General features: G+C 70.9%; 17 protein-coding genes and 1 tRNA gene. 15 read left to right on the top strand and 3 right to left on the bottom strand.

Features of this window, described 5'->3' with window-relative positions:
- Window positions 1-52: 52 nt before the first annotated feature.
- Together ACIRSS_RS18620 and ACIRSS_RS18615 are read left to right on the top strand one after the other, a co-directional pair.
- Window positions 53-592, top strand: a complete 540-nt coding sequence (locus tag ACIRSS_RS18620; RefSeq protein WP_400896326.1) for a DUF6232 family protein — start codon at window positions 53-55, stop codon at window positions 590-592.
- 17 nt (window positions 593-609) lie between these two features.
- Window positions 610-945 (top strand): hypothetical protein, encoded by a 336-nt coding sequence (locus tag ACIRSS_RS18615; RefSeq protein ID WP_400896324.1) that lies wholly within the window; start codon window positions 610-612, stop codon window positions 943-945.
- A gap of 52 nt (window positions 946-997) precedes the next feature.
- Here ACIRSS_RS18615 and ACIRSS_RS18610 read toward each other — a convergent pair whose 3' ends face one another.
- Window positions 998-2,662 carry a hypothetical protein gene (locus ACIRSS_RS18610; protein WP_400896322.1) on the bottom strand — a complete coding sequence of 555 codons (1,665 nt, stop codon included), beginning with the start codon at window positions 2,660-2,662 and terminating at the stop codon, window positions 998-1,000.
- A gap of 133 nt (window positions 2,663-2,795) precedes the next feature.
- Here ACIRSS_RS18610 and ACIRSS_RS18605 point away from each other — a divergent pair.
- A tRNA-Thr gene (locus tag ACIRSS_RS18605) sits at window positions 2,796-2,869 on the top strand.
- A gap of 229 nt (window positions 2,870-3,098) precedes the next feature.
- Here the strand turns inward: ACIRSS_RS18605 and ACIRSS_RS18600 are convergent.
- Window positions 3,099-3,554 (bottom strand): GreA/GreB family elongation factor, encoded by a 456-nt coding sequence (locus tag ACIRSS_RS18600; protein WP_400896318.1) that lies wholly within the window; start codon window positions 3,552-3,554, stop codon window positions 3,099-3,101.
- Between the two features lie 123 nt (window positions 3,555-3,677).
- Between ACIRSS_RS18600 and ACIRSS_RS18595 the strand changes: the two genes are divergently transcribed.
- The 7 genes from ACIRSS_RS18595 to ACIRSS_RS18565 all read left to right on the top strand — a co-directional run bounded on the left by ACIRSS_RS18595 (window position 3,678) and on the right by ACIRSS_RS18565 (window position 10,213).
- Window positions 3,678-4,265, top strand: coding sequence for a TetR/AcrR family transcriptional regulator (locus tag ACIRSS_RS18595; RefSeq protein ID WP_400896316.1), 588 nt, complete (start codon window positions 3,678-3,680; stop codon window positions 4,263-4,265).
- 106 nt (window positions 4,266-4,371) lie between these two features.
- Complete coding sequence (locus ACIRSS_RS18590; protein ID WP_400897540.1) at window positions 4,372-5,577, top strand: M14 family metallopeptidase; 1,206 nt, start codon at window positions 4,372-4,374, stop codon at window positions 5,575-5,577.
- 28 nt (window positions 5,578-5,605) lie between these two features.
- Window positions 5,606-6,130, top strand: coding sequence for a gamma carbonic anhydrase family protein (locus ACIRSS_RS18585; protein WP_400896314.1), 525 nt, complete (start codon window positions 5,606-5,608; stop codon window positions 6,128-6,130).
- Window positions 6,131-6,169: 39 nt separating this feature from the next.
- Window positions 6,170-6,592, top strand: a complete 423-nt coding sequence (gene rplK / locus ACIRSS_RS18580) for a 50S ribosomal protein L11 (protein WP_400896312.1) — start codon at window positions 6,170-6,172, stop codon at window positions 6,590-6,592.
- Between the two features lies 1 nt (window position 6,593).
- Window positions 6,594-6,998, top strand: coding sequence for a hypothetical protein (locus ACIRSS_RS18575; RefSeq protein WP_400896310.1), 405 nt, complete (start codon window positions 6,594-6,596; stop codon window positions 6,996-6,998).
- 113 nt (window positions 6,999-7,111) lie between these two features.
- Window positions 7,112-8,380, top strand: coding sequence for a serine hydroxymethyltransferase (gene glyA, locus ACIRSS_RS18570; RefSeq protein WP_400896308.1), 1,269 nt, complete (start codon window positions 7,112-7,114; stop codon window positions 8,378-8,380).
- A gap of 177 nt (window positions 8,381-8,557) precedes the next feature.
- A complete protein-coding gene (locus ACIRSS_RS18565) occupies window positions 8,558-10,213 on the top strand; it encodes an MDR family MFS transporter (RefSeq protein WP_400896306.1) in 1,656 nt (551 codons plus the stop codon).
- A gap of 51 nt (window positions 10,214-10,264) precedes the next feature.
- Here ACIRSS_RS18565 and ACIRSS_RS18560 read toward each other — a convergent pair whose 3' ends face one another.
- Window positions 10,265-10,777, bottom strand: coding sequence for an inorganic diphosphatase (locus tag ACIRSS_RS18560; protein ID WP_400897538.1), 513 nt, complete (start codon window positions 10,775-10,777; stop codon window positions 10,265-10,267).
- A gap of 176 nt (window positions 10,778-10,953) precedes the next feature.
- On the opposite strand from ACIRSS_RS18560, the gene dacB reads away from it, so the two are divergent.
- The 5 genes from dacB (at window position 10,954) to ACIRSS_RS18535 (ending at window position 16,740) form a co-directional block, all read left to right on the top strand.
- The gene (dacB, locus tag ACIRSS_RS18555) at window positions 10,954-13,362 is read left to right on the top strand and encodes a D-alanyl-D-alanine carboxypeptidase/D-alanyl-D-alanine-endopeptidase (RefSeq protein ID WP_400896304.1); all 2,409 of its coding nucleotides are present in this window, start codon (window positions 10,954-10,956) and stop codon (window positions 13,360-13,362) included.
- A gap of 333 nt (window positions 13,363-13,695) precedes the next feature.
- Window positions 13,696-14,706: a zinc-dependent metalloprotease gene (locus ACIRSS_RS18550; protein ID WP_400897536.1), complete on the top strand. Its 1,011-nt coding sequence runs from the start codon at window positions 13,696-13,698 to the stop codon at window positions 14,704-14,706.
- Window positions 14,703-15,662 carry a tRNA lysidine(34) synthetase TilS gene (gene tilS, locus ACIRSS_RS18545; protein WP_400896302.1) on the top strand — a complete coding sequence of 320 codons (960 nt, stop codon included), beginning with the start codon at window positions 14,703-14,705 and terminating at the stop codon, window positions 15,660-15,662. The genes ACIRSS_RS18550 and tilS overlap by 4 nt, the downstream gene beginning before the upstream one ends.
- 3 nt (window positions 15,663-15,665) lie before the next feature.
- A complete protein-coding gene (gene hpt / locus ACIRSS_RS18540; protein ID WP_400896300.1) occupies window positions 15,666-16,217 on the top strand; it encodes a hypoxanthine phosphoribosyltransferase in 552 nt (183 codons plus the stop codon).
- Between the two features lie 157 nt (window positions 16,218-16,374).
- Entirely contained in the window at window positions 16,375-16,740 is a 366-nt protein-coding gene (locus tag ACIRSS_RS18535; protein WP_086671412.1) for a hypothetical protein, read from the top strand.
- The last annotated feature ends 9 nt before the right edge of the window (window positions 16,741-16,749 follow it).

Here is a 16,749-nt window from a genome sequence, read left to right as displayed (position 1 = left end):
CCCCGGGTGACGCTGGTTGCCGTCACGTCGGCCGCACGGGGAGGACCGGAGCATGTCCGAGCGCAGCGGTGTCATCGGCGTCAAGGTCGAGAACCAGGTCCTCTGGGTCGGTCGCGAGGCCTACCCGGTCCGCAACATCGCGCGAGCGCGGGTCGTACGGCTGACGATCCGGCGGGCGGCCGCGTTCGGCCGGTTCCTCGGCTTCGCGCTGCTGTGGCTGGTGCTCGGCATGGGCGCGACCCTGGGTTTGCGCGCCGCGCGGAGCCAAGGCGCGCACGTGGACAAGAGCCTCGGCCAGGTCGTGGTGATCGCGACGGCGGTGCTGATCGGGATCAGCGCGGTCCGGCTGGTCTACCTGCTGCTGCGCCCGGCGCTGTTCGCGCTGGTCATCGAAACGGCCGGAAATCCGTACACCGCGCTGGCGACCACCGAACGACACATCCTCGACGAGATCGTGCACGCGATCATGGCGGCTGTCGACGATCCGCGGGTGGTCTTCCACAAGACCGTGAACTACACCCGCTACGGCGACAACATCGGCGGGGACAAGTTCGAAGTCGGTGGACACGGCATCGGCAAGATCGTGCACTGAGCGGGAAGGACCGGCTGATGAGTGGTACCCACTACTACGGCGACCAGGTTGGCGGCGACAAGTTCGAAGTGCACGACCAGGGCATCGGCAAGATCGTCCACCAGGGCCCCGTCGACCAGCAGGCGGCGTTCAGGGAGCTGCTCGCCGCCGTTCAGGTGTTGCGGCCCCAGGTGGCTGGTACCGACCGCCAGGTCATCGACGAGTCGCTGGCCACCCTCCAGGCGCCGCGGCCGGAACCGGCCCGGCTGCGGCGCGCGCTCGGCGCCGTCTCCGGTGTCGCGATGATGGTCGGCCAGGTCGGCGCCCCGGTCGTCGAAGCCGTGCGCAAGGTCATGGCCGCCCTCGGCAGCTGAAGACGAAGAAGCCCGCCAGGCGCGCCTGGCGGGCTCCTTCACACCCCTCGGGTCACTCGCGCGGACGCGGTGACGGCTTGAACGGCTTCTCCTCGACCGCGACCGCCAGCGGACGCCGGCGCGTGCCCGGCATCGCGGCCACCATCACCACGCCGAGCAGCAGCATCGCCGTGCCCGACCAGAACAGCGGCACGGTGTCGTACGCGCCGCCGGTGTAGGCGAGGTTCTTTACCGGCCCCTTCGGTGCCTGACCGCCCGCGGGCGGCGTCGACGTCGACCCGCAGACCACGCCGCCGGTCGGCGCGTAGGCCCGCGCGACCTGCTCACCCAGCGACAGCTGGGCCAGCGACGACGGCAGGTTCTTCGCCTGGTCGGCCGGCAGCAGGTTCTTCAGGTTGACCGTCGGCAGCAGCTGCAGGTCGAACAACCGCGCCGACGCGCCCAGCTGGAAGCCCTTGAACGGCGTCGTCATGTTCGCCGACTTCTGGTCCAGCCCCGCGATGCTCAGCCGCAGGACGCCCAGGTCCAGCACCGTGCCCGCGGTGTTGCCGACCTGCTGGATGCCGTTGGTCAGCGTCGAGACGAGCCCACCGACCACCGGGATGTCGTTCAGCTGCCCGAACTGGTCGCTCAGGCCCTTCAGCGGCAGCCCGATCGGGATGTCCTTCGTCGGGTGCGCCGCGTCCAGCGTGTACAGCGTCTTGCCGCCGGCCTCGATGGTCAGCACCGGCGCGGTGTAGTCCACTTTGGACGTCTTCGCGTCGCCGGTGGAGGTCACCTTCAGCGTCGGCTGGCTGGCCACCTTGAGGCTCAGCGCCAGCGGCGTCCCCTTGAGGATCTCGATGTCCGCGGCCTGCAGCGTCGACGTCGACTGCACGGCCTTGTTCTTCGAGCCCGGTATGTCGACCAGCTTCACCTGCGACCGCGACGACAGCGTGTTCGGCAGGCTCAGCAGCGAGCCGGTGCCGTTCGCGGGCGTCTGCCCGCCACCCTGCAGCAGGCCACCGAGGCTCTGCAGGCCCTTCGTCAGGTCGAACCCGCTCGCCAGCGAGTTCGGGTCGAGCTTCGGCTTCAGCGCGTCCAGACCGAGGTTCGGCATCGACGGGACGACGTTCAGCAGCGACAGGCTCGCCACCGACGTGCTCGCGTCCGCGATGGTGTCGACGCACGGCCCGAGCGTCGGGCTCCACCGCGCGTGCGCGCTCCCGTTCAGCAGCCCGACGTTCAGCAGCGGGTTCGACGGCGCGTTGAGCCCCCCGCTGATCGGCTGCGGGTTGTCCGGCAACGCGGTCTGCACGACGCTGCCCGGCGTCTGCGGCGCGTTCCCGCCCACCGACAGCCCGAACGGCGACGCCTGCGCGATCGCCTTCTCGTAGCTCAGGTAGGCGTCGGAGTTCGCCGACGCGCTCGAGAGGCCCATCCCGGCCTCGAGCGCCGACTGCTTCGGCAGCGTCTCCCCGAACCCGGGCAGGATCGTGCTCGTCGGCACGGCGTTGGGCAGCAGCCGGATGATCCCGAGCGCGGTCCCGGCGTCCCCGACGGCCTGCCCCAGCGGCTGCGGCCCGATCGGCGCCGAGATCGGCGCCTGCCCCGGGTTCGCCGGCTGCGGGATCGGCGTCGTCGGATAGGTCGGATCGGCGTTCGCCGGCGCCGCGCTGAACAGGAGCAACGCCGCAGCCGCCGGCAGGGCCACCGAACGGGGCAGTCTTCGCCGCATGTGCCAGAGCCTCCAGATAGGTCGACCGGGGAGTGAGACCGACGTCATAGGGCCCTAACGACGGTCCCCCCGGAAAGTGACGCGCACAGCCTCCGCTACACTTGCCATCGTCGCCAGCGCGAGCCGGAGACATGCCGCCTTAGCTCAGTCGGCCAGAGCGATTCACTCGTAATGAATAGGTCGGGGGTTCGATTCCCCCAGGCGGCTCAGCCAATGCTCGGCCCCTGCCCCTTGAGGGCAGGGGCCGTTTTTTGGCTTCGCGTATCTTGCGGGGCTCCGCCCCGCGCCCCGCCCGGCGGGCTCCGCCCCCGGCCCCCCGCGTGGCCGGGTTGGCAGGTTCTTGGCCGTTTTTCTTTTCCAGAACCACCCTTACGGGTCAAAGTTGGGATGGCGAAGGCCCCCAGCTTGTGGCTGGGGGCCTTCGGGATGACAGGGGTTACTTCGGGGGCGTCACCTTCACCACGGTGGCCTTCGCGTCGCCTCGGGGGGTTCGGTAGGTGATCTCGTCGCCCGCCTTGCGGCCTACCAGGGCCAGGCCCAGGGGGCTGTCCGAGGTGATCGCGTCCGCGTCTTCGCCCGGGACCGTCACCACCTGGAACGTCTCTTCGTCGCCGTCCGAGAAGCGGAGGGTCACCACCGTGCCGTCGGGGAGCTGGGAGTTGCCGTAGCCGCCGTGCTCCATCTTCGCGGCCAGGTCCGCGATCTGGCGGTCGAGCCGGGCCGCCGCTTCCGCGCGGTCGATCACGTCCGCCTGGTCCGCCGCGTCACCGGTGCGCTCCTGCTCGCCGGGTTGCGGCGCGAGGGCTTCCCGCTGCGCGCGCAGGTTCGCGATTTCCTTCTCCAGCTGGCTGCGCGCTGCCGAGCTGAGCCCCTTGTCCCCTGAGATCACCATGCCGGGCATTGTCCGCTGCGCAGACCGGGGTGGCCAATCCGGTTTTTCACCCGAAGGTCATCCGCGGGACGTCTGCCCTAGGATTCGGGGCTGCCGTCCAGTCCGAAGGTAACGAGAATCACCGTGAGCGCAGTCCCCGGTCGCAGCGACCGGCTCTCCCCGAACCAGCTGGCCAAGCAGGAGCAGATCGTCGAGGCCGCGCGGATCGTCCTCGCCCGCGACGGGCTCGCCGGGTGCACCGTGCGGGCCATCGCCGACGCCGGCCCGCTCACCAAGAGCGCGATCCACTACTACTTCGCCGACATCGACGTCCTCATCGACCGCGCCATGGCCGCGCACATCACCGCCTTCGCCGCGGGACTGCGCGAGGTCGCCGCGAAGCACAGCGACCCGCGTAAGCGCCTCTTCGCCGTCCTCGAGGAGTACCTGAGCGTGTTCGCCGCCAACCCCAACGCGGCGTTCCTCTGGTTCGAGTACTGGATCGCCGCCGGCCGCGCGCAGCACCCGCAGGCCATCGACGCCATGCTCACGTCGCTCACCGAGCTCATGGCCGAGCTGCTCGCCCCGCTGGACGTCGACGACCCGCGGGCGCGGGCCCGCGCGCTCCTGTCGTACCTGCTCGGCACGGTCGTCCAGCAGCGGGTGCGCCCGCGGCCGTTCGCCGCGCTGCGCGGCGACATCGAGGCGCTCTGCTTCGCCAACTACGGCTAGCAACGCCCTTTAGATCCGTAGACGTACGGATTGCGCACTACGTCCGGCTCCGGCCACGCTCGGGAAACCCCCGAGAGCAGGAGACGCTATGCGCCCACGAACGTGCCTGGCGGCGGCCGCGGCCGCCCTCTTGATGCTCACCACCGGCGGTCAGGCCGGTGCCGCCCAGCCCACCGGACCCCAGGTCTACGAGGTGACCGGCACCGGCACGGCCCAGCAGCGCACCGAGGTCGCGAGGACCGGCGCCGACATCCTCGACGTCGAAGGCGCGACGACGACCGTCATCGCCAACCCGGGCGAAGCCGCCCAGCTGCGCGCGCTCGGCTTCGGCGTCAAGGCGCTCGGCGCGGTCAACCGGCCGCAGAGCTCGGCGACCGTCGAGGACTTCCCGGCCGGCTACACCGGCTACCACACCTACGCCGAAACCCAGACCGAGCTGCAGAAAGCCGTCGCGAACTACCCGTCGCTGACGAAGCTGGGCAGCGCCGGGACTTCGTACGAAGGCCGCGCGCTGTCGCTGATCAAGATCTCCGACAACGCCGCGACGGACGAGAACGAGCCCGAGGTGCTCTTCACCTGCAACCAGCACGCGCGCGAGCACCTCACCACCGAGATGTGCCTGCACATCGTCCAGCGGCTGACCAGCGGGTACGCGACGGATCCGGCGATCAAGCGACTCGTCGACAGCACGGAGATCTGGGTCATCCCGAGCGTCAACCCGGACGGCTCCGAGTACGACATCTCCGGCGGCACGTTCCACAGCTGGCGCAAGAACCGCCAGGGCCCCGGCACCGACACCAACCGCAACTGGGGCTACAAGTGGGGCTGCTGCGGCGGTTCCTCGGGCTCGACGTCCAGCGAGACCTACCGCGGCACGGCGGCGTTCTCCGCGCCCGAGACCCGGGCCGTCTCGAACTGGGTGAACTCGCGGGTCGTCGGCGGCGTCCAGCAGATCAAGACGCACATCGACTTCCACACCTACTCCGAGCTGGTGCTCTGGCCATTCGGCTACACCTACGCCGACACCGCGCCGGGCCTGACCGCGGCCGAGGCGCAGAAGTTCCAGACGCTCGGCAAGCAGATGGCGGCGACCAACGGCTACACGCCGGAGCAGTCCAGCGACCTCTACATCACCGACGGCAGCGTCAACGACTGGATGTGGGCGACGCACAAGATCTGGAGCTTCACCTTCGAGATGTACCCGAAGGGCAGCAGCCCCGGCTTCTACCCGCGGGACACCCAGATCGTGCCGCAGACCACCCGCAACGACCAGGCCGTCGACATCCTGATCAACGCGGCGATCACGGGCTGAGGCGGGTGGGGCGGTTTAGGGTCTGGGCATGCCTCAGTTCTCGTTCGAAGGGCGCAGCCCGCAGGTCCACCCGGACGCCTTCATCGCCCCCACCGCCACCCTCATCGGCGACGTCGTCGTCGAGAAGGACGCCTCGGTCTGGTACGGCGCCGTGCTGCGCGCCGACTTCGGCAAGATCATCGTCCGCGAGGGCGCCAACATCCAGGACAACTCGGTCGTGCACGTCAACATCGGCAAGGTGTGCGAGATCGGCAAGAACGCCACCGTCGGCCACCAGTGCCTGGTGCACGACTGCACCGTCGGCGAGCAGGCCCTGATCGGCAACGGCTCGACCGTCCTGGACGACGCCAAGATCGGCGCGCGGACCCTGGTCGCGGCCGGCGCCACGGTGACGCCGGGTACCGAGGTGCCGTCCGAGGTCGTCGCGATGGGCAGCCCGGCGAAGAAGTTCGTCCCGCTGACCGACTCCGCGCGGCTGTGGGTCGAGCACAACGCGCCCGTCTACCAGGACTTGGCGAAGCGTCACAAGGCCGGCATCGAGCCCCTGGATTGAAGTTGACCCTCCAGTAACTGGAGACTCTAGCTTCGGGGCATGGCTCCGAAGAAACTCACCCACCAGGTCACCCTCGAACTCAGCGCGGGCAACGCCCCGGTCGTCGACCTCGGCAAGATGCTGGGGCAGACCGGGGTCAACCTCGTCGAGATCAAGAAGGCCTACGACGCGGCGACGGCGGCCCAGCGCGGCGACATCGTGCCGGTGGTCGTCTCGGTGTTCGAGGACCGCTCGTTCGCGCTGCGGCTCAAGACGCCCCCGACGTCGTTCCTAATCAAGAAAGCGCTGGGGGACAAGGGTTCTTCGCGGCCCGGGCACGAGGTCGCGGGGAAGATCACCACGGACCAGCTGCGTGAGATCGCCGAGCGCAAGCTGCCGGACCTCAACACCTCGGACGTCGAGATGGCGATGCGCACGATCGCGGGCACGGCCCGGTCCATGGGCGTCGTGGTCGTCGACTGAGGTGCGCAAGCACGCGGTCGTGCCGCCGTTCCGCGCGCTGGACCCCGAGCTCGGGGTGGCGGAACGGTTGCTGCGCAAGGGAAACCCGCAGCTGTGCGGGATCGTCGCACAGCTGCCTGACGAACCCGCGGCCGCGCGCCGCCTCAACGCCGTGCTGGCGGAGGCCGGGGCGCGGCCGCGGCTCGTCGACACGGGCGCGGCCTGGCGGATCGTCTACGTGACGCCGCGAGCCGGCGAAAGCGAGCTGGCGGCCGGTGCCGCGGGGCTTGCCGAACTCGTCACGGTCGGCGGCTGGCGGCGGGTCAAGCGGTGCGCGACCTGCGGCCGGCCGTTCTGCGACCGCACTTCGGGGTGCACCCGCAAGTGGTGCGCCGAACACCGCCGAGGCTCGAGCGCGGTGGACTAGGCTCTTACGCGCAGCAGCGACTGGCGCCATCGAGGTGGAGCACCACCGGGAAGCGAACCACGAGGCCGGCACCGCGCGCCTGGGTGAAGGCCACTCCAGAGCCGGAGTACGCCATGACACACCAGCCGAAACTGAACGCACTCGCCGCCGCCGACCCCGCCATCGCCGGGCTCGTCGAGGACGAAGCGAAGCGCCAGCACGACAAGATCCGCCTGATCGCGTCGGAGAACTACGTCTCGCAGGCCGTGCTCGAGGCGACCGGCACCGTGCTCACCAACAAGTACTCCGAGGGGTACGCGGGCAAGCGCTACTACGAGGGCCAGCAGTTCATCGACCAGATCGAGCAGCTGGCCATCGAGCGCGCGAAGGCCGTGTTCGGCGCCGACCACGCGAACGTCCAGCCGTACTCCGGGTCTCCGGCGAACCTGGCCGTCTACCTGGCCTTCGCGCAGCCGGGCGACACCGTGCTCGGGATGGCGCTGCCGGACGGCGGCCACCTCACGCACGGCTGGAGCGTCTCCGCGACGGGCAAGTGGTTCAACCCCGTGCGCTACGGCGTCGCGAAGGAGACCGGCCGCGTCGACCTCGACCAGGTACGCGACCTCGCGCGCCAGCACCGGCCGAAGCTGATCTTCGCCGGCGGCACGGCGATCCCGCGCACGATCGACTTCCCGGCGTTCGCGGAGATCGCGCGCGAGGTCGACGCGGTGCTCGTCGCCGACATCGCGCACATCGCCGGGCTGATCGCGGGCGGCGCGCACCCGTCGCCGGTCGGGCACGCGCAGGTCATCACGACGACGACGCACAAGACGCTGCGCGGCCCGCGCGGCGCGATGATCCTGTCCGACGCCGACCACGCGAAGGCCGTCGACAAGGCGGTGTTCCCGGGCCTGCAGGGCGGCCCGCACAACCACACGACCGCGGCGATCGCGGTCGCGCTCGGGGAGGCGCAGCAGCCGTCGTTCAGCGACTACGCGCACACGGTCGTCGCGAACGCCCGCTCGCTGGCCGACGCGTTGCTCGCCTGCGGTTACGACCTCGTGTCCGGCGGCACCGACAACCACCTGCTGCTCATCGACCTGACGAACAAGGGCGTGGCGGGCAAGCCGGCCGCGCAGGCCTTGGACCGCGCGGGCATCGAGCTGAACTACAACACCGTGCCGTTCGACCCGCGCAAGCCGTTCGACCCGTCCGGCATCCGCCTCGGCACGTCCGCGATCACGACCCGCGGGCTGCGGCCGGAGCACCAGGTCGAGGTGGCGGCGTGGATCGACCGCACGATCACCGCGGCGGCCGCGTCCGACGAGGCCGCGCTGGACACCATCGCCGCGGAGATCCGCGAGTTCCTGGCGCCGTTCCCGATCCCGGGCTACTCGGCCTGATCTTCGTTCGCTGAAGGCCATCTCCGCAGGTCGGAGGTGGCCTTCCGCGCGTCCGGGGCCTGGAGACGCGGCTCACAGAAAATTTGATTGCACGATGCAAGCTCTCTGGGAATACTTGGCTGAGACAAGTAGTTGACGGGTACAAGCAACTACCACGAAGGCTGAGGGAGACCCACCATGAGCGACACCACCACGGCGGAAGGAGCAGCCGCTACGAACGGCAAACTGTCCCACCGCCAGATCCTGACCGTCCTGTCCGGGCTGATGCTCGGCATGTTCCTCGCCGCGCTCGACCAGACCATCGTGTCCAGCTCGATGCGCACCATCGCCGACGAGCTCCACGGCCTGTCCCTGCAGGCCTGGGCCACCACCGCGTACCTCATCACCGCGACGCTCTCGACGCCGCTCTACGGCAAGCTGTCCGACCTCTACGGCCGCAAGCCCATGTACCTGACGGCGATTTCGCTGTTCCTGGTCGGTTCGCTGGCCAGTGGCATGGCGACGTCGATGTACGAGCTCGCCGCGTTCCGCGCCTTCCAGGGCCTCGGCGCCGGTGGCCTGATGTCCCTGGCGCTGGCGATCATCACCGACATCACCGCGCCGCGTGAGCGCAGCAAGTACCAGGGTTACTTCATGGCGGTGTTCGGCATCTCGAGCGTCGCCGGGCCGGTCGTCGGCGGGTTCTTCGCCGGCATCGACACCTTCGCCGGCATCACCGGCTGGCGCTGGGTCTTCCTGGTCAACGTCCCGATCGCGCTCGCCGCGCTGGTCGTCGTCACCAAGGTGCTGAACCTCCCGCACACCCGCGTGGACCAGAAGGTCGACTACTGGGGTGCCGTCGCGCTGGCCACCGGCCTGGTGCCGCTGCTGATCGTCGCCGAGCAGGGCCGCGAGTGGGGCTGGGGCTCCGCCGCTTCGATCGCCATGTACGTCGTCGGCGGGCTGGGCGTGGCCGCGTTCGTCTGGATCGAACGCCGGATGGGCGACGCCGCCCTGCTGCCGCTGCGCCTGTTCAAGCGGCCCGTGTTCCGGATGTCGACGCTCGTCACCGTCGTGCAGGGCGCCGGGATGTTCGGCGCGATGATGTCGCTGCCGCTCTACCTGCAGATCGTCAAGGGCGCGACGCCGACCCAGGCCGGCCTGCAGATGCTGCCGCTGACGCTGGGCATCATGTCCGCGAGCCTGACCAGCGGCCGGCTCATCTCGAAGACCGGGCGCTACAAGATGTTCGCGGTGGCCGGGATCGGCCTGATGGCGGCGGCGCTGTTCGCGCTGTCCACGATCACCGTCGACACTTCGCTGGCGCTGGTCATGGTCATCGCCTTCGTGATCGGCCTCGGCCTCGGCGCCTCGATGCAGACGCTGGTGCTGGCCGCGACCAACGACGTCCGCCCGCAGGACATCGGTGTCGCCACCTCGGCGGCGACGTTCTTCCGGCAGATCGGCGGCACGGCGGGCACCGCGGTGTTCCTGTCGATCCTGTTCGGCACGGTCGGCGACCGGATCGCGAACGCCATCCGCTCGGCGATGACCACGCCGGCCTACGTGACGGCGCTGGCGCAGCACCCGGAGTTCGCGCAGCAGATGAAGGGCGGGCTGGACGTCAACGACACGTCGTTCCTGTCCACGCTCGACCCGACGCTGGCCCGGCCGATCCTGCAGGGCTTCGCCGAGTCGATGAGCACGGTGTTCCTGGTCGGCGGGATCGTGCTGACCGTCGGGTTCGTCCTGGTGTGGTTCCTCAAGGAGAAGCCGCTCTCGGACAAGTCGGCGATGGAGCAGCGCGCGGAGGCCGAGTCGGACGCCGCTCCGGCCCTCGCCTTGGCGCACTGACGGCGTGAAAAAGGCCCCCTCGGGAATCCCGAGGGGGCCTTTTTCACGCCGTCAGTGGCCGCCGTCGGCTTTTTCCTTCGCCAGGCGGTCGGTCTCGCGCTCGTACGAGCGGGCGATCTCGTTCTCGGCCTCGGTGCGGCCGACCCAGGACGAGCCTTCGACGCTCTTGCCGGGCTCGAGGTCCTTGTAGACCTCGAAGAAGTGCTGGATCTCCAGCCGGTGGAACTCGTTCATGTGGTGGATGTCGCGCAGGTGCTCGAGGCGCGGGTCGTTCGACGGGACCGCGATGACCTTGTCGTCCGGGCCCTTCTCGTCGGTCATCCGGAACATGCCGATCGCGCGGCAGCGGATCAGGCAGCCCGGGAAGGTGGGCTCCTGGACGAGCACCATCACGTCCAGCGGGTCGCCGTCCTGGCCGAGGGTGTCGTCGATGAAGCCGTAGTCGGCCGGGTACTGCGTGGCCGTGAACAGGGTCCGGTCCAGCTTGATGCGGCCGGTCTTGTGGTCGACCTCGTACTTGTTGCGCTCCCCTTTGGGGATTTCGATCGTGACGTCGAACTCCACGCCTGTCCTCACTGCTTCTTCATAGGTCTCGGCATGCCACGCGTCGCGGGCGGCAACCTTCATGACTGTCTTGACGTCTCCTAGTGTGGACTACGCCCTGCGTCGGGGTCGCATCGATGTCGGCCCCGGGGCATGTGAGCTTGGCCCCTTCCGGGGCAGGTGAGAAGGAGTGGTGGGTGCCGGAAAACGACCAGCCGATGTGGCCGTCGTCGGACGAAGACGGCTCGTCGTCCGGTGCGCGGGAGACCACGCCGATGGCGCTGCCCGACCCGCCGGCGAGCGCTCCGGACGGGCCCGGCGTGCCGAAGGTCACAGGCAGTGAGCCGCCGAAGGGATCGTGGTTCGCGCCGAACGTCGCGCCTGAACCGGTCCCGGGCCTGAACGCGCCCGCGGAGGAGCCGCCGCCCTCGCCGCCCGCCGCGAAGCAGGACCTCGCCGACCGGCTCGGGTCCCGCGAACCGAAGCCGAAGCCGGAGTCCGACCCGAAGCCGGAGTCCGACCCGAAGCCGGAGTCCGACCCGAAGCCGGAGTCCAAGCCGGAGCCCGAGCCGGCGCCGGTCGCGGAGAGCACCCAGTTCATCGAGGTCAAGAAGGCCGAGAGCACCCAGTACATCGAGGCCGAGCCGAAGCCCGCGGACACCCAGAGCACCCAGCAGATGGCGCCGCAGAAGACGCCGGTGGTGCCGGTGGAGCGCAACGTCTGGCCCGCCGAGCAGCGGGACCGGCACGACGAGCCGCGGTCCGAGAAGGCCGAAGCGCAGCCGTGGCGCGAGGAGCTCCAGCTCTGGCGCGAGGAGCAGCAGCGCCGCGAAGAGCAGCTGAAACGCGGGGAGGCCCAGCGTCGCCAGGAGCCCCCGCAGCAGCGGTCCGACGCGCCCTGGGCGCAGCGCCTCGACGAGCCGGAGAACCGCACCGCCGAGGCGCCGGAGCGCACCGCCGAGCCGGCCGAACGGCGGGCCGGGCTGCCGCCGGAGCCGCCGCGCGGGGTCGTCCCGTCGGCGTCCGCCGGGTCGCTGGCCCGGCCGATGCGGATCGAGCCGGACGGGCAGCGGTTCGACGCCGAGGCGACCGTCGGGATCGAGCGGCCCACCCAGTTCCCCGGGGCCTTCCAGCAGCAGCCCCAGCCCCGCACCGAGCCGCCCGCGGAGCCACCGCCCCCAGCCGAGCCCGCGGCCGCGCAGGAGCCGCCGAAGAAGCGCCGCAAGGGCAAGATCATCGCCATCGTCGCGGTCGTCGTGCTGCTGCTGGCCGGCGGCGGGGTCGCCGCCGCGATGCCGAAGGTGTCGAACCGGCTCGGCCTGCCGTGGGCGCCGAACGCGCCGAAGGGCGACAGCCCGGACCCGGCCGCCGCGACGCGGCAGTTGCGGGGACCGGACACGGCCGGGCAGGCGCCGAGCGCGAACGGCGTCAAGTCCGCGCTGGCCGGCCCGGCGGGGAACAGCGCGCTCGGCCAGCTCAACGGCAGCGTCGTCGACCCGGTGACCGGCACGACGCTGTGGGACCACAGCGCGTCGACTGCGGTGACCCCCGCGTCGACGACGAAGGTGCTCACGACGGCGGCCGCGCTGCTGGCGCTGGACCCGAACACGCGGCTGTCGACGAAGATCGTCCAGGGCGCCGACCCGGGCACGGTGATCCTGGTCGGCGGCGGCGACGTCACCCTGACCTCGCTGCCGCTGGGCACCGAGTCGCCGCTGTACCCGGGCGCCGCGCACGTCGACGACCTCGTCGCGCAGGTGAAGAAGGCCAACCCGAGCGTCAAGAAGGTGCAGGTCGACCTGAGCCTGTTCAAGGGCGCGACGACCGCGCCCGGCTGGGCCGCGGGCGACGCGCCGTCGACGTTCGCCACCCAGATCGGCTCGGTGATGGCCGACGCCGGGCGCCTGGACCCGAAGAACAACACCTCGCAGCGCGTGCCCAACGCGGGCAGCGCGCTGGCGTCGACGATCGCGTCGAAGCTCAGCGCGTCGCCGGGCGGCCAGGCGACCGCGCCGAAGGACGCGAAGGTCCTCGCCGAGGTCAAGTCGGCGCCGCTGACCGAGCTGGTCTCGGACACGATGGAGCTGTCCGACGACGTCCTCGCCGAGGCGCTCGCCCGGCAGGTCGCGCTGGCGACGGGCCAGGAGGCGACATTCGCCGGCGGTGCGGCGGCGACCATCAAGGTGCTCAAGGACCACGGCTTCGACACCACCGGCGTCAAGCTGTCCGACGGCAGCGGCATCTCGACGGAGAACAAGATCCCGGCGAAGCTGCTGACCCAGCTGATGGCGGCCGCGGCGGCACCGGAGGGCAAGAACCCGAACACCGGCAAGCTGCGCGCGATGCTGGCCGGCCTCCCGGTGGCGGGCGGTTCCGGCACGCTCGCGGACAAGCGGTTCGAGACACCGGCGTCGCAGGCCGGCCGCGGCTGGGTGCGGGCCAAGACGGGCACGCTGACCGGCGTCAACGCGCTCGCCGGGCTGGTCCTGGACCAGGACGGGCGGGTCCTGGTGTTCGCGTTCATGTCGAACGGCTCGGACCAGCAACCGGGCCGGGACGCGATCGACGCCCTCGCGACGAGCCTGCGCAAGTGCGGGTGCTCGTAGCCGCGGACGCGGTGGTCGCGGTGCGGCTGCGGCCTGCCGTTCCGGCGCCATAAGGCTGCGCGGGGCGCCGGATGCTGAGCCGTGTGACGCGCGGCCGGTCACCGTGCGCTCGTTGAGCTTCTACGAGTGTGGGTGCTCGTAGCGGGCGCGCTCGGTCCCGCTGGCCCGCGCGGTGCGGCTGCAGCGCACCGTGCCCTCGCGACGAGCCTGCGCAAGTGCGGGTGCTCGTAGCCGTGCCCCCCTCGGACGCCGAACCGTACGAAGATCGTGGCCGGAAACCCACACCGGGCAGGTAGCGTCGGAAGGGTGAGTCAGGAAACCGACACCCGGTCCATGGTCGACTGGGCGCTCGCCGCGCAGACGGGCGCCCTGCTCGTGCGCGGCGGCCCGCAGGTTCCGCGCGAAGAGGCCGAAGCGGCCGTCACCGATCTGCGTGAGCTGACCATCGAAGCCGAAGGGCACGTCCGGGAGCTGACGAACCTGGGCCTCGACCTGCCGCTGCTGCCCGGCGAGGTCGTCGACCGGCCCGGCTGGGTGCGCTCGGCGGCCGGCGGGCTCGACGCGCTCACCGGGCGCGCGCTGCCGCGGCAAGGCGGTCCGTTCGGGCCGATCCTCGCCGGCGGCGCCGGCGTGCAGACCGGGCTGGTGCTCGCCTTCCTGGCCAGCCGCGTGCTCGGCCAGTACGACCCGTTCGGCGGCCCGGACAAGGAAGGGCAGCTGCTGCTCGTCGCGCCGAACGTCGTCGCCGCCGAGCGCGCGATGGACGTCCCCGGCCGCGACTTCCGGCTCTGGGTCTGCCTGCACGAATGCACCCACCGCCTCCAGTTCACCGCGGTCCGCTGGCTGCGCGACTACTTCGCCGACGAGGTCGAACGGCTCGTCGCCGGGCTCGCGGGCGGCGGCTCCGACAGCCTCGCCGACCTCGTCGGACGGCTGCCCGAGGCGATCAAGCAGGGGCCGAAGCTGAACCTCGCCGAGCTGCTCCAAGGGCCGAAGGAACGCGCGGTCTTCGACCGGCTGCTGGCGCTCTCGACGCTGCTGGAAGGCCACGCCGACTTCGTGATGGACGCCGTCGGCCCGCAGGTCGTCCCGAGCGTCGACACGATCCGCGCGCGGTTCACCGCCCGGCGCAAGGGCGGCGGTGTCTTCGACCGGCTGCTGCGCGCGCTGCTCGGCGTCGACGCGAAGATCCGTCAGTACGAAGAAGGCGCGAAGTTCACGAAGCACGTCGTGGACGCCGTCGGCATGGAAGGCTTCAACGCCGTCTGGCGCTCGCCGAACACCCTGCCCTCGCGCGCCGAGATCGCCGACCCGGCCGCGTGGGTCCGGCGCCTGCACGGATGACCGGGCCGGCGGTCGCGGCCGTCCGCCGGGCCGTCCGCGCCTTCCTGGACGCGGCCGACGCGCCCGCCGAACTCTGCGTCGCGGTCTCCGGCGGCGCCGACTCCCTCGCGCTGTGCGAGGCCACGGCGTACGTCGGGCACCACCGCGGCCACCGCGTCCGCGCGCTGGTCGTCGACCACGGCCTGCAGGAGGGCTCGGCGAAGATCGCGCTCGACGCGGCCGCGGCGGCGAAGTCGCTGGGCGCCGACGAAGCCGAGGTGCGCCGGGCCGACGTCACCGGCCCCGGCGGTCCGGAAGCCGCCGCGCGCAAGGCCCGCTACCGCGCGCTGGCCGGCCACGACCTCGTCCTGCTCGGCCACACCCTCGACGACCAGGCCGAAACCGTCCTGCTCGGGCTCGGCCGCGGCTCCGGCCCGCGCAGCCTGGCCGGGATGCGCCCGCACGACCCGCCGTGGGGCCGCCCGCTGCTCGCCGTCCCGCGGGCCACCACCCGGGCCGCCTGCGCCGAGCTCGGCGTCGAGCCCTGGGAGGACCCGCACAACGCCGAACCGCGCTTCACCCGCGTCCGGTTGCGCGCCGAAGTCCTGCCGTTGCTGGAAGACGTCCTCAACGGCGGGGTCGCCGGCGCACTCGCCCGCACGGCCGCGCAGCTGCGTGAGGACAGTGAGGCGCTGGACACAGTGGCGGACATGATCTTCACCCGCGCGGGCGGAGCCGAAGGGCTGGACGCAGGCGTCCTCGGGGCCGAGCCCGCGGCGTTGCGGCGGCGGGTTATCCGCAGGTGGTTGCTGCAATCGGGTGTGCGCGAGCTCACCGACGCGCACCTGCGGGCGGTCGACGACCTGGTCGCCCGGTGGCGTGGTCAGGGCGGTGTCTGGTTGCCCGGCAACTTGGAGGCTCGGCGGGCGCGTGGCAGGCTCAGCGTCGTCTCCCAACCCACCACCCGAGGGGAATGACCCGTGTACGAGGGCGAAATCGCCTCCGTGCTCGTCACCGAGCAGCAGATCCAGGACAAGATCGCGGAGCTGTCGGCGCAGATCGCCGCCGACTACCCGCCCAACGGGCAGGGCGAACTCCTGCTGGTGGGCGTCCTGAAGGGCGCGGTCATGTTCATGACCGACTTCGCCCGCGCGCTGCCGCTGCCGACGCAGCTGGAATTCATGGCCGTCTCCTCGTACGGCTCGGCGACGTCGTCGTCCGGCGTCGTGCGGATCCTCAAGGACCTCGACCGCGACATCGCGGGCCGGGACGTGCTGATCGTCGAGGACATCGTCGACTCCGGCCTGACGCTGTCGTGGCTGCTGAAGAACCTCGCGAGCCGCAACCCCGCGTCGCTCGAGGTCGTTTCGCTGCTGCGCAAGCCGGAAGCGGTCAAGGTGGACGTCCCGGTGAAGTACATCGGCTTCGACATCCCGAACGAGTTCGTCGTCGGCTACGGCCTCGACTACGCCGAGCGCTACCGGGACCTGCCGTACATCGGGACGCTGGACCCGAAGGTCTACACGTCGTAGTCCACCGGCGGAGTTCACCGACCGTTCACCGCAACTACCGAATTTGCGGAACCCCACGGCCCGAGATCGCGTCATACGCTCTGATCACGTGCGTTAACCTATGCGAAGACCATTCGTGCCCGCGGTGACCGGGTCGGGGGAACGGGAGAGAGCTCAGATGGGGAACAGCAGCGCTGCCGACGCGAACGCCTTCAAGGCCGCGGCCGCGGCGGGTCAGGTCGGGATCGACCCCGACGCCGCGCAGACCGTGCTGAACAAGATCCGCACCGGCAAGGACGCGGTCGAGGCCCTGCTCAGCGGCGCGGGCACGCTCGCGCAGCCGCCGAAGCTCGGGGACAACCCGGTCGGCAACGCGATGGCGGCCAAGTTCGTCCAGCGCGCGGACGGGGGGAACGACTCCTACGCCGCCGCGCTGCAGAACCTGCTCGACCAGTACACCGCCGCCGAGGAGGGCATCGTCACGGCGATGTCCCGGTACCACGAGATCGACCAGGCCGCGGCCGACCCGTTCCGCAACGCCTGAGCCCAGAGG

It is taken from the genome of Amycolatopsis sp. NPDC101161 (assembly GCF_044768185.1).
Taxonomy (GTDB): Bacteria; Actinomycetota; Actinomycetes; order Mycobacteriales; family Pseudonocardiaceae; genus Amycolatopsis.
The sequence above is the reverse complement of the archived record's forward strand: the minus strand, read 5'-3'. Positions and strand labels throughout refer to the sequence as shown.

Bases quoted from the DNA above. Each gene is read 5' to 3' on its own strand.
- ACIRSS_RS18620 (WP_400896326.1), top strand. From the start codon at position 53: ATGTCCGAGCGCAGCGGTGTCATCGGCGTCAAGGTCGAGAACCAGGTC.
- tilS (WP_400896302.1), top strand. From the start codon at position 14,703: ATGACCGGGCCGGCGGTCGCGGCCGTCCGCCGGGCCGTCCGCGCCTTC.
- ACIRSS_RS18615 (WP_400896324.1), top strand. From the start codon at position 610: ATGAGTGGTACCCACTACTACGGCGACCAGGTTGGCGGCGACAAGTTC.
- ACIRSS_RS18600 (WP_400896318.1), bottom strand. From the start codon at position 3,554: ATGGTGATCTCAGGGGACAAGGGGCTCAGCTCGGCAGCGCGCAGCCAG.
- ACIRSS_RS18610 (WP_400896322.1), bottom strand. From the start codon at position 2,662: ATGCGGCGAAGACTGCCCCGTTCGGTGGCCCTGCCGGCGGCTGCGGCG.
- ACIRSS_RS18585 (WP_400896314.1), top strand. From the start codon at position 5,606: ATGCCTCAGTTCTCGTTCGAAGGGCGCAGCCCGCAGGTCCACCCGGAC.
- ACIRSS_RS18550 (WP_400897536.1), top strand. From the start codon at position 13,696: ATGGTCGACTGGGCGCTCGCCGCGCAGACGGGCGCCCTGCTCGTGCGC.
- glyA (WP_400896308.1), top strand. From the start codon at position 7,112: ATGACACACCAGCCGAAACTGAACGCACTCGCCGCCGCCGACCCCGCC.
- rplK (WP_400896312.1), top strand. From the start codon at position 6,170: ATGGCTCCGAAGAAACTCACCCACCAGGTCACCCTCGAACTCAGCGCG.
- ACIRSS_RS18565 (WP_400896306.1), top strand. From the start codon at position 8,558: ATGAGCGACACCACCACGGCGGAAGGAGCAGCCGCTACGAACGGCAAA.
- ACIRSS_RS18535 (WP_086671412.1), top strand. From the start codon at position 16,375: ATGGGGAACAGCAGCGCTGCCGACGCGAACGCCTTCAAGGCCGCGGCC.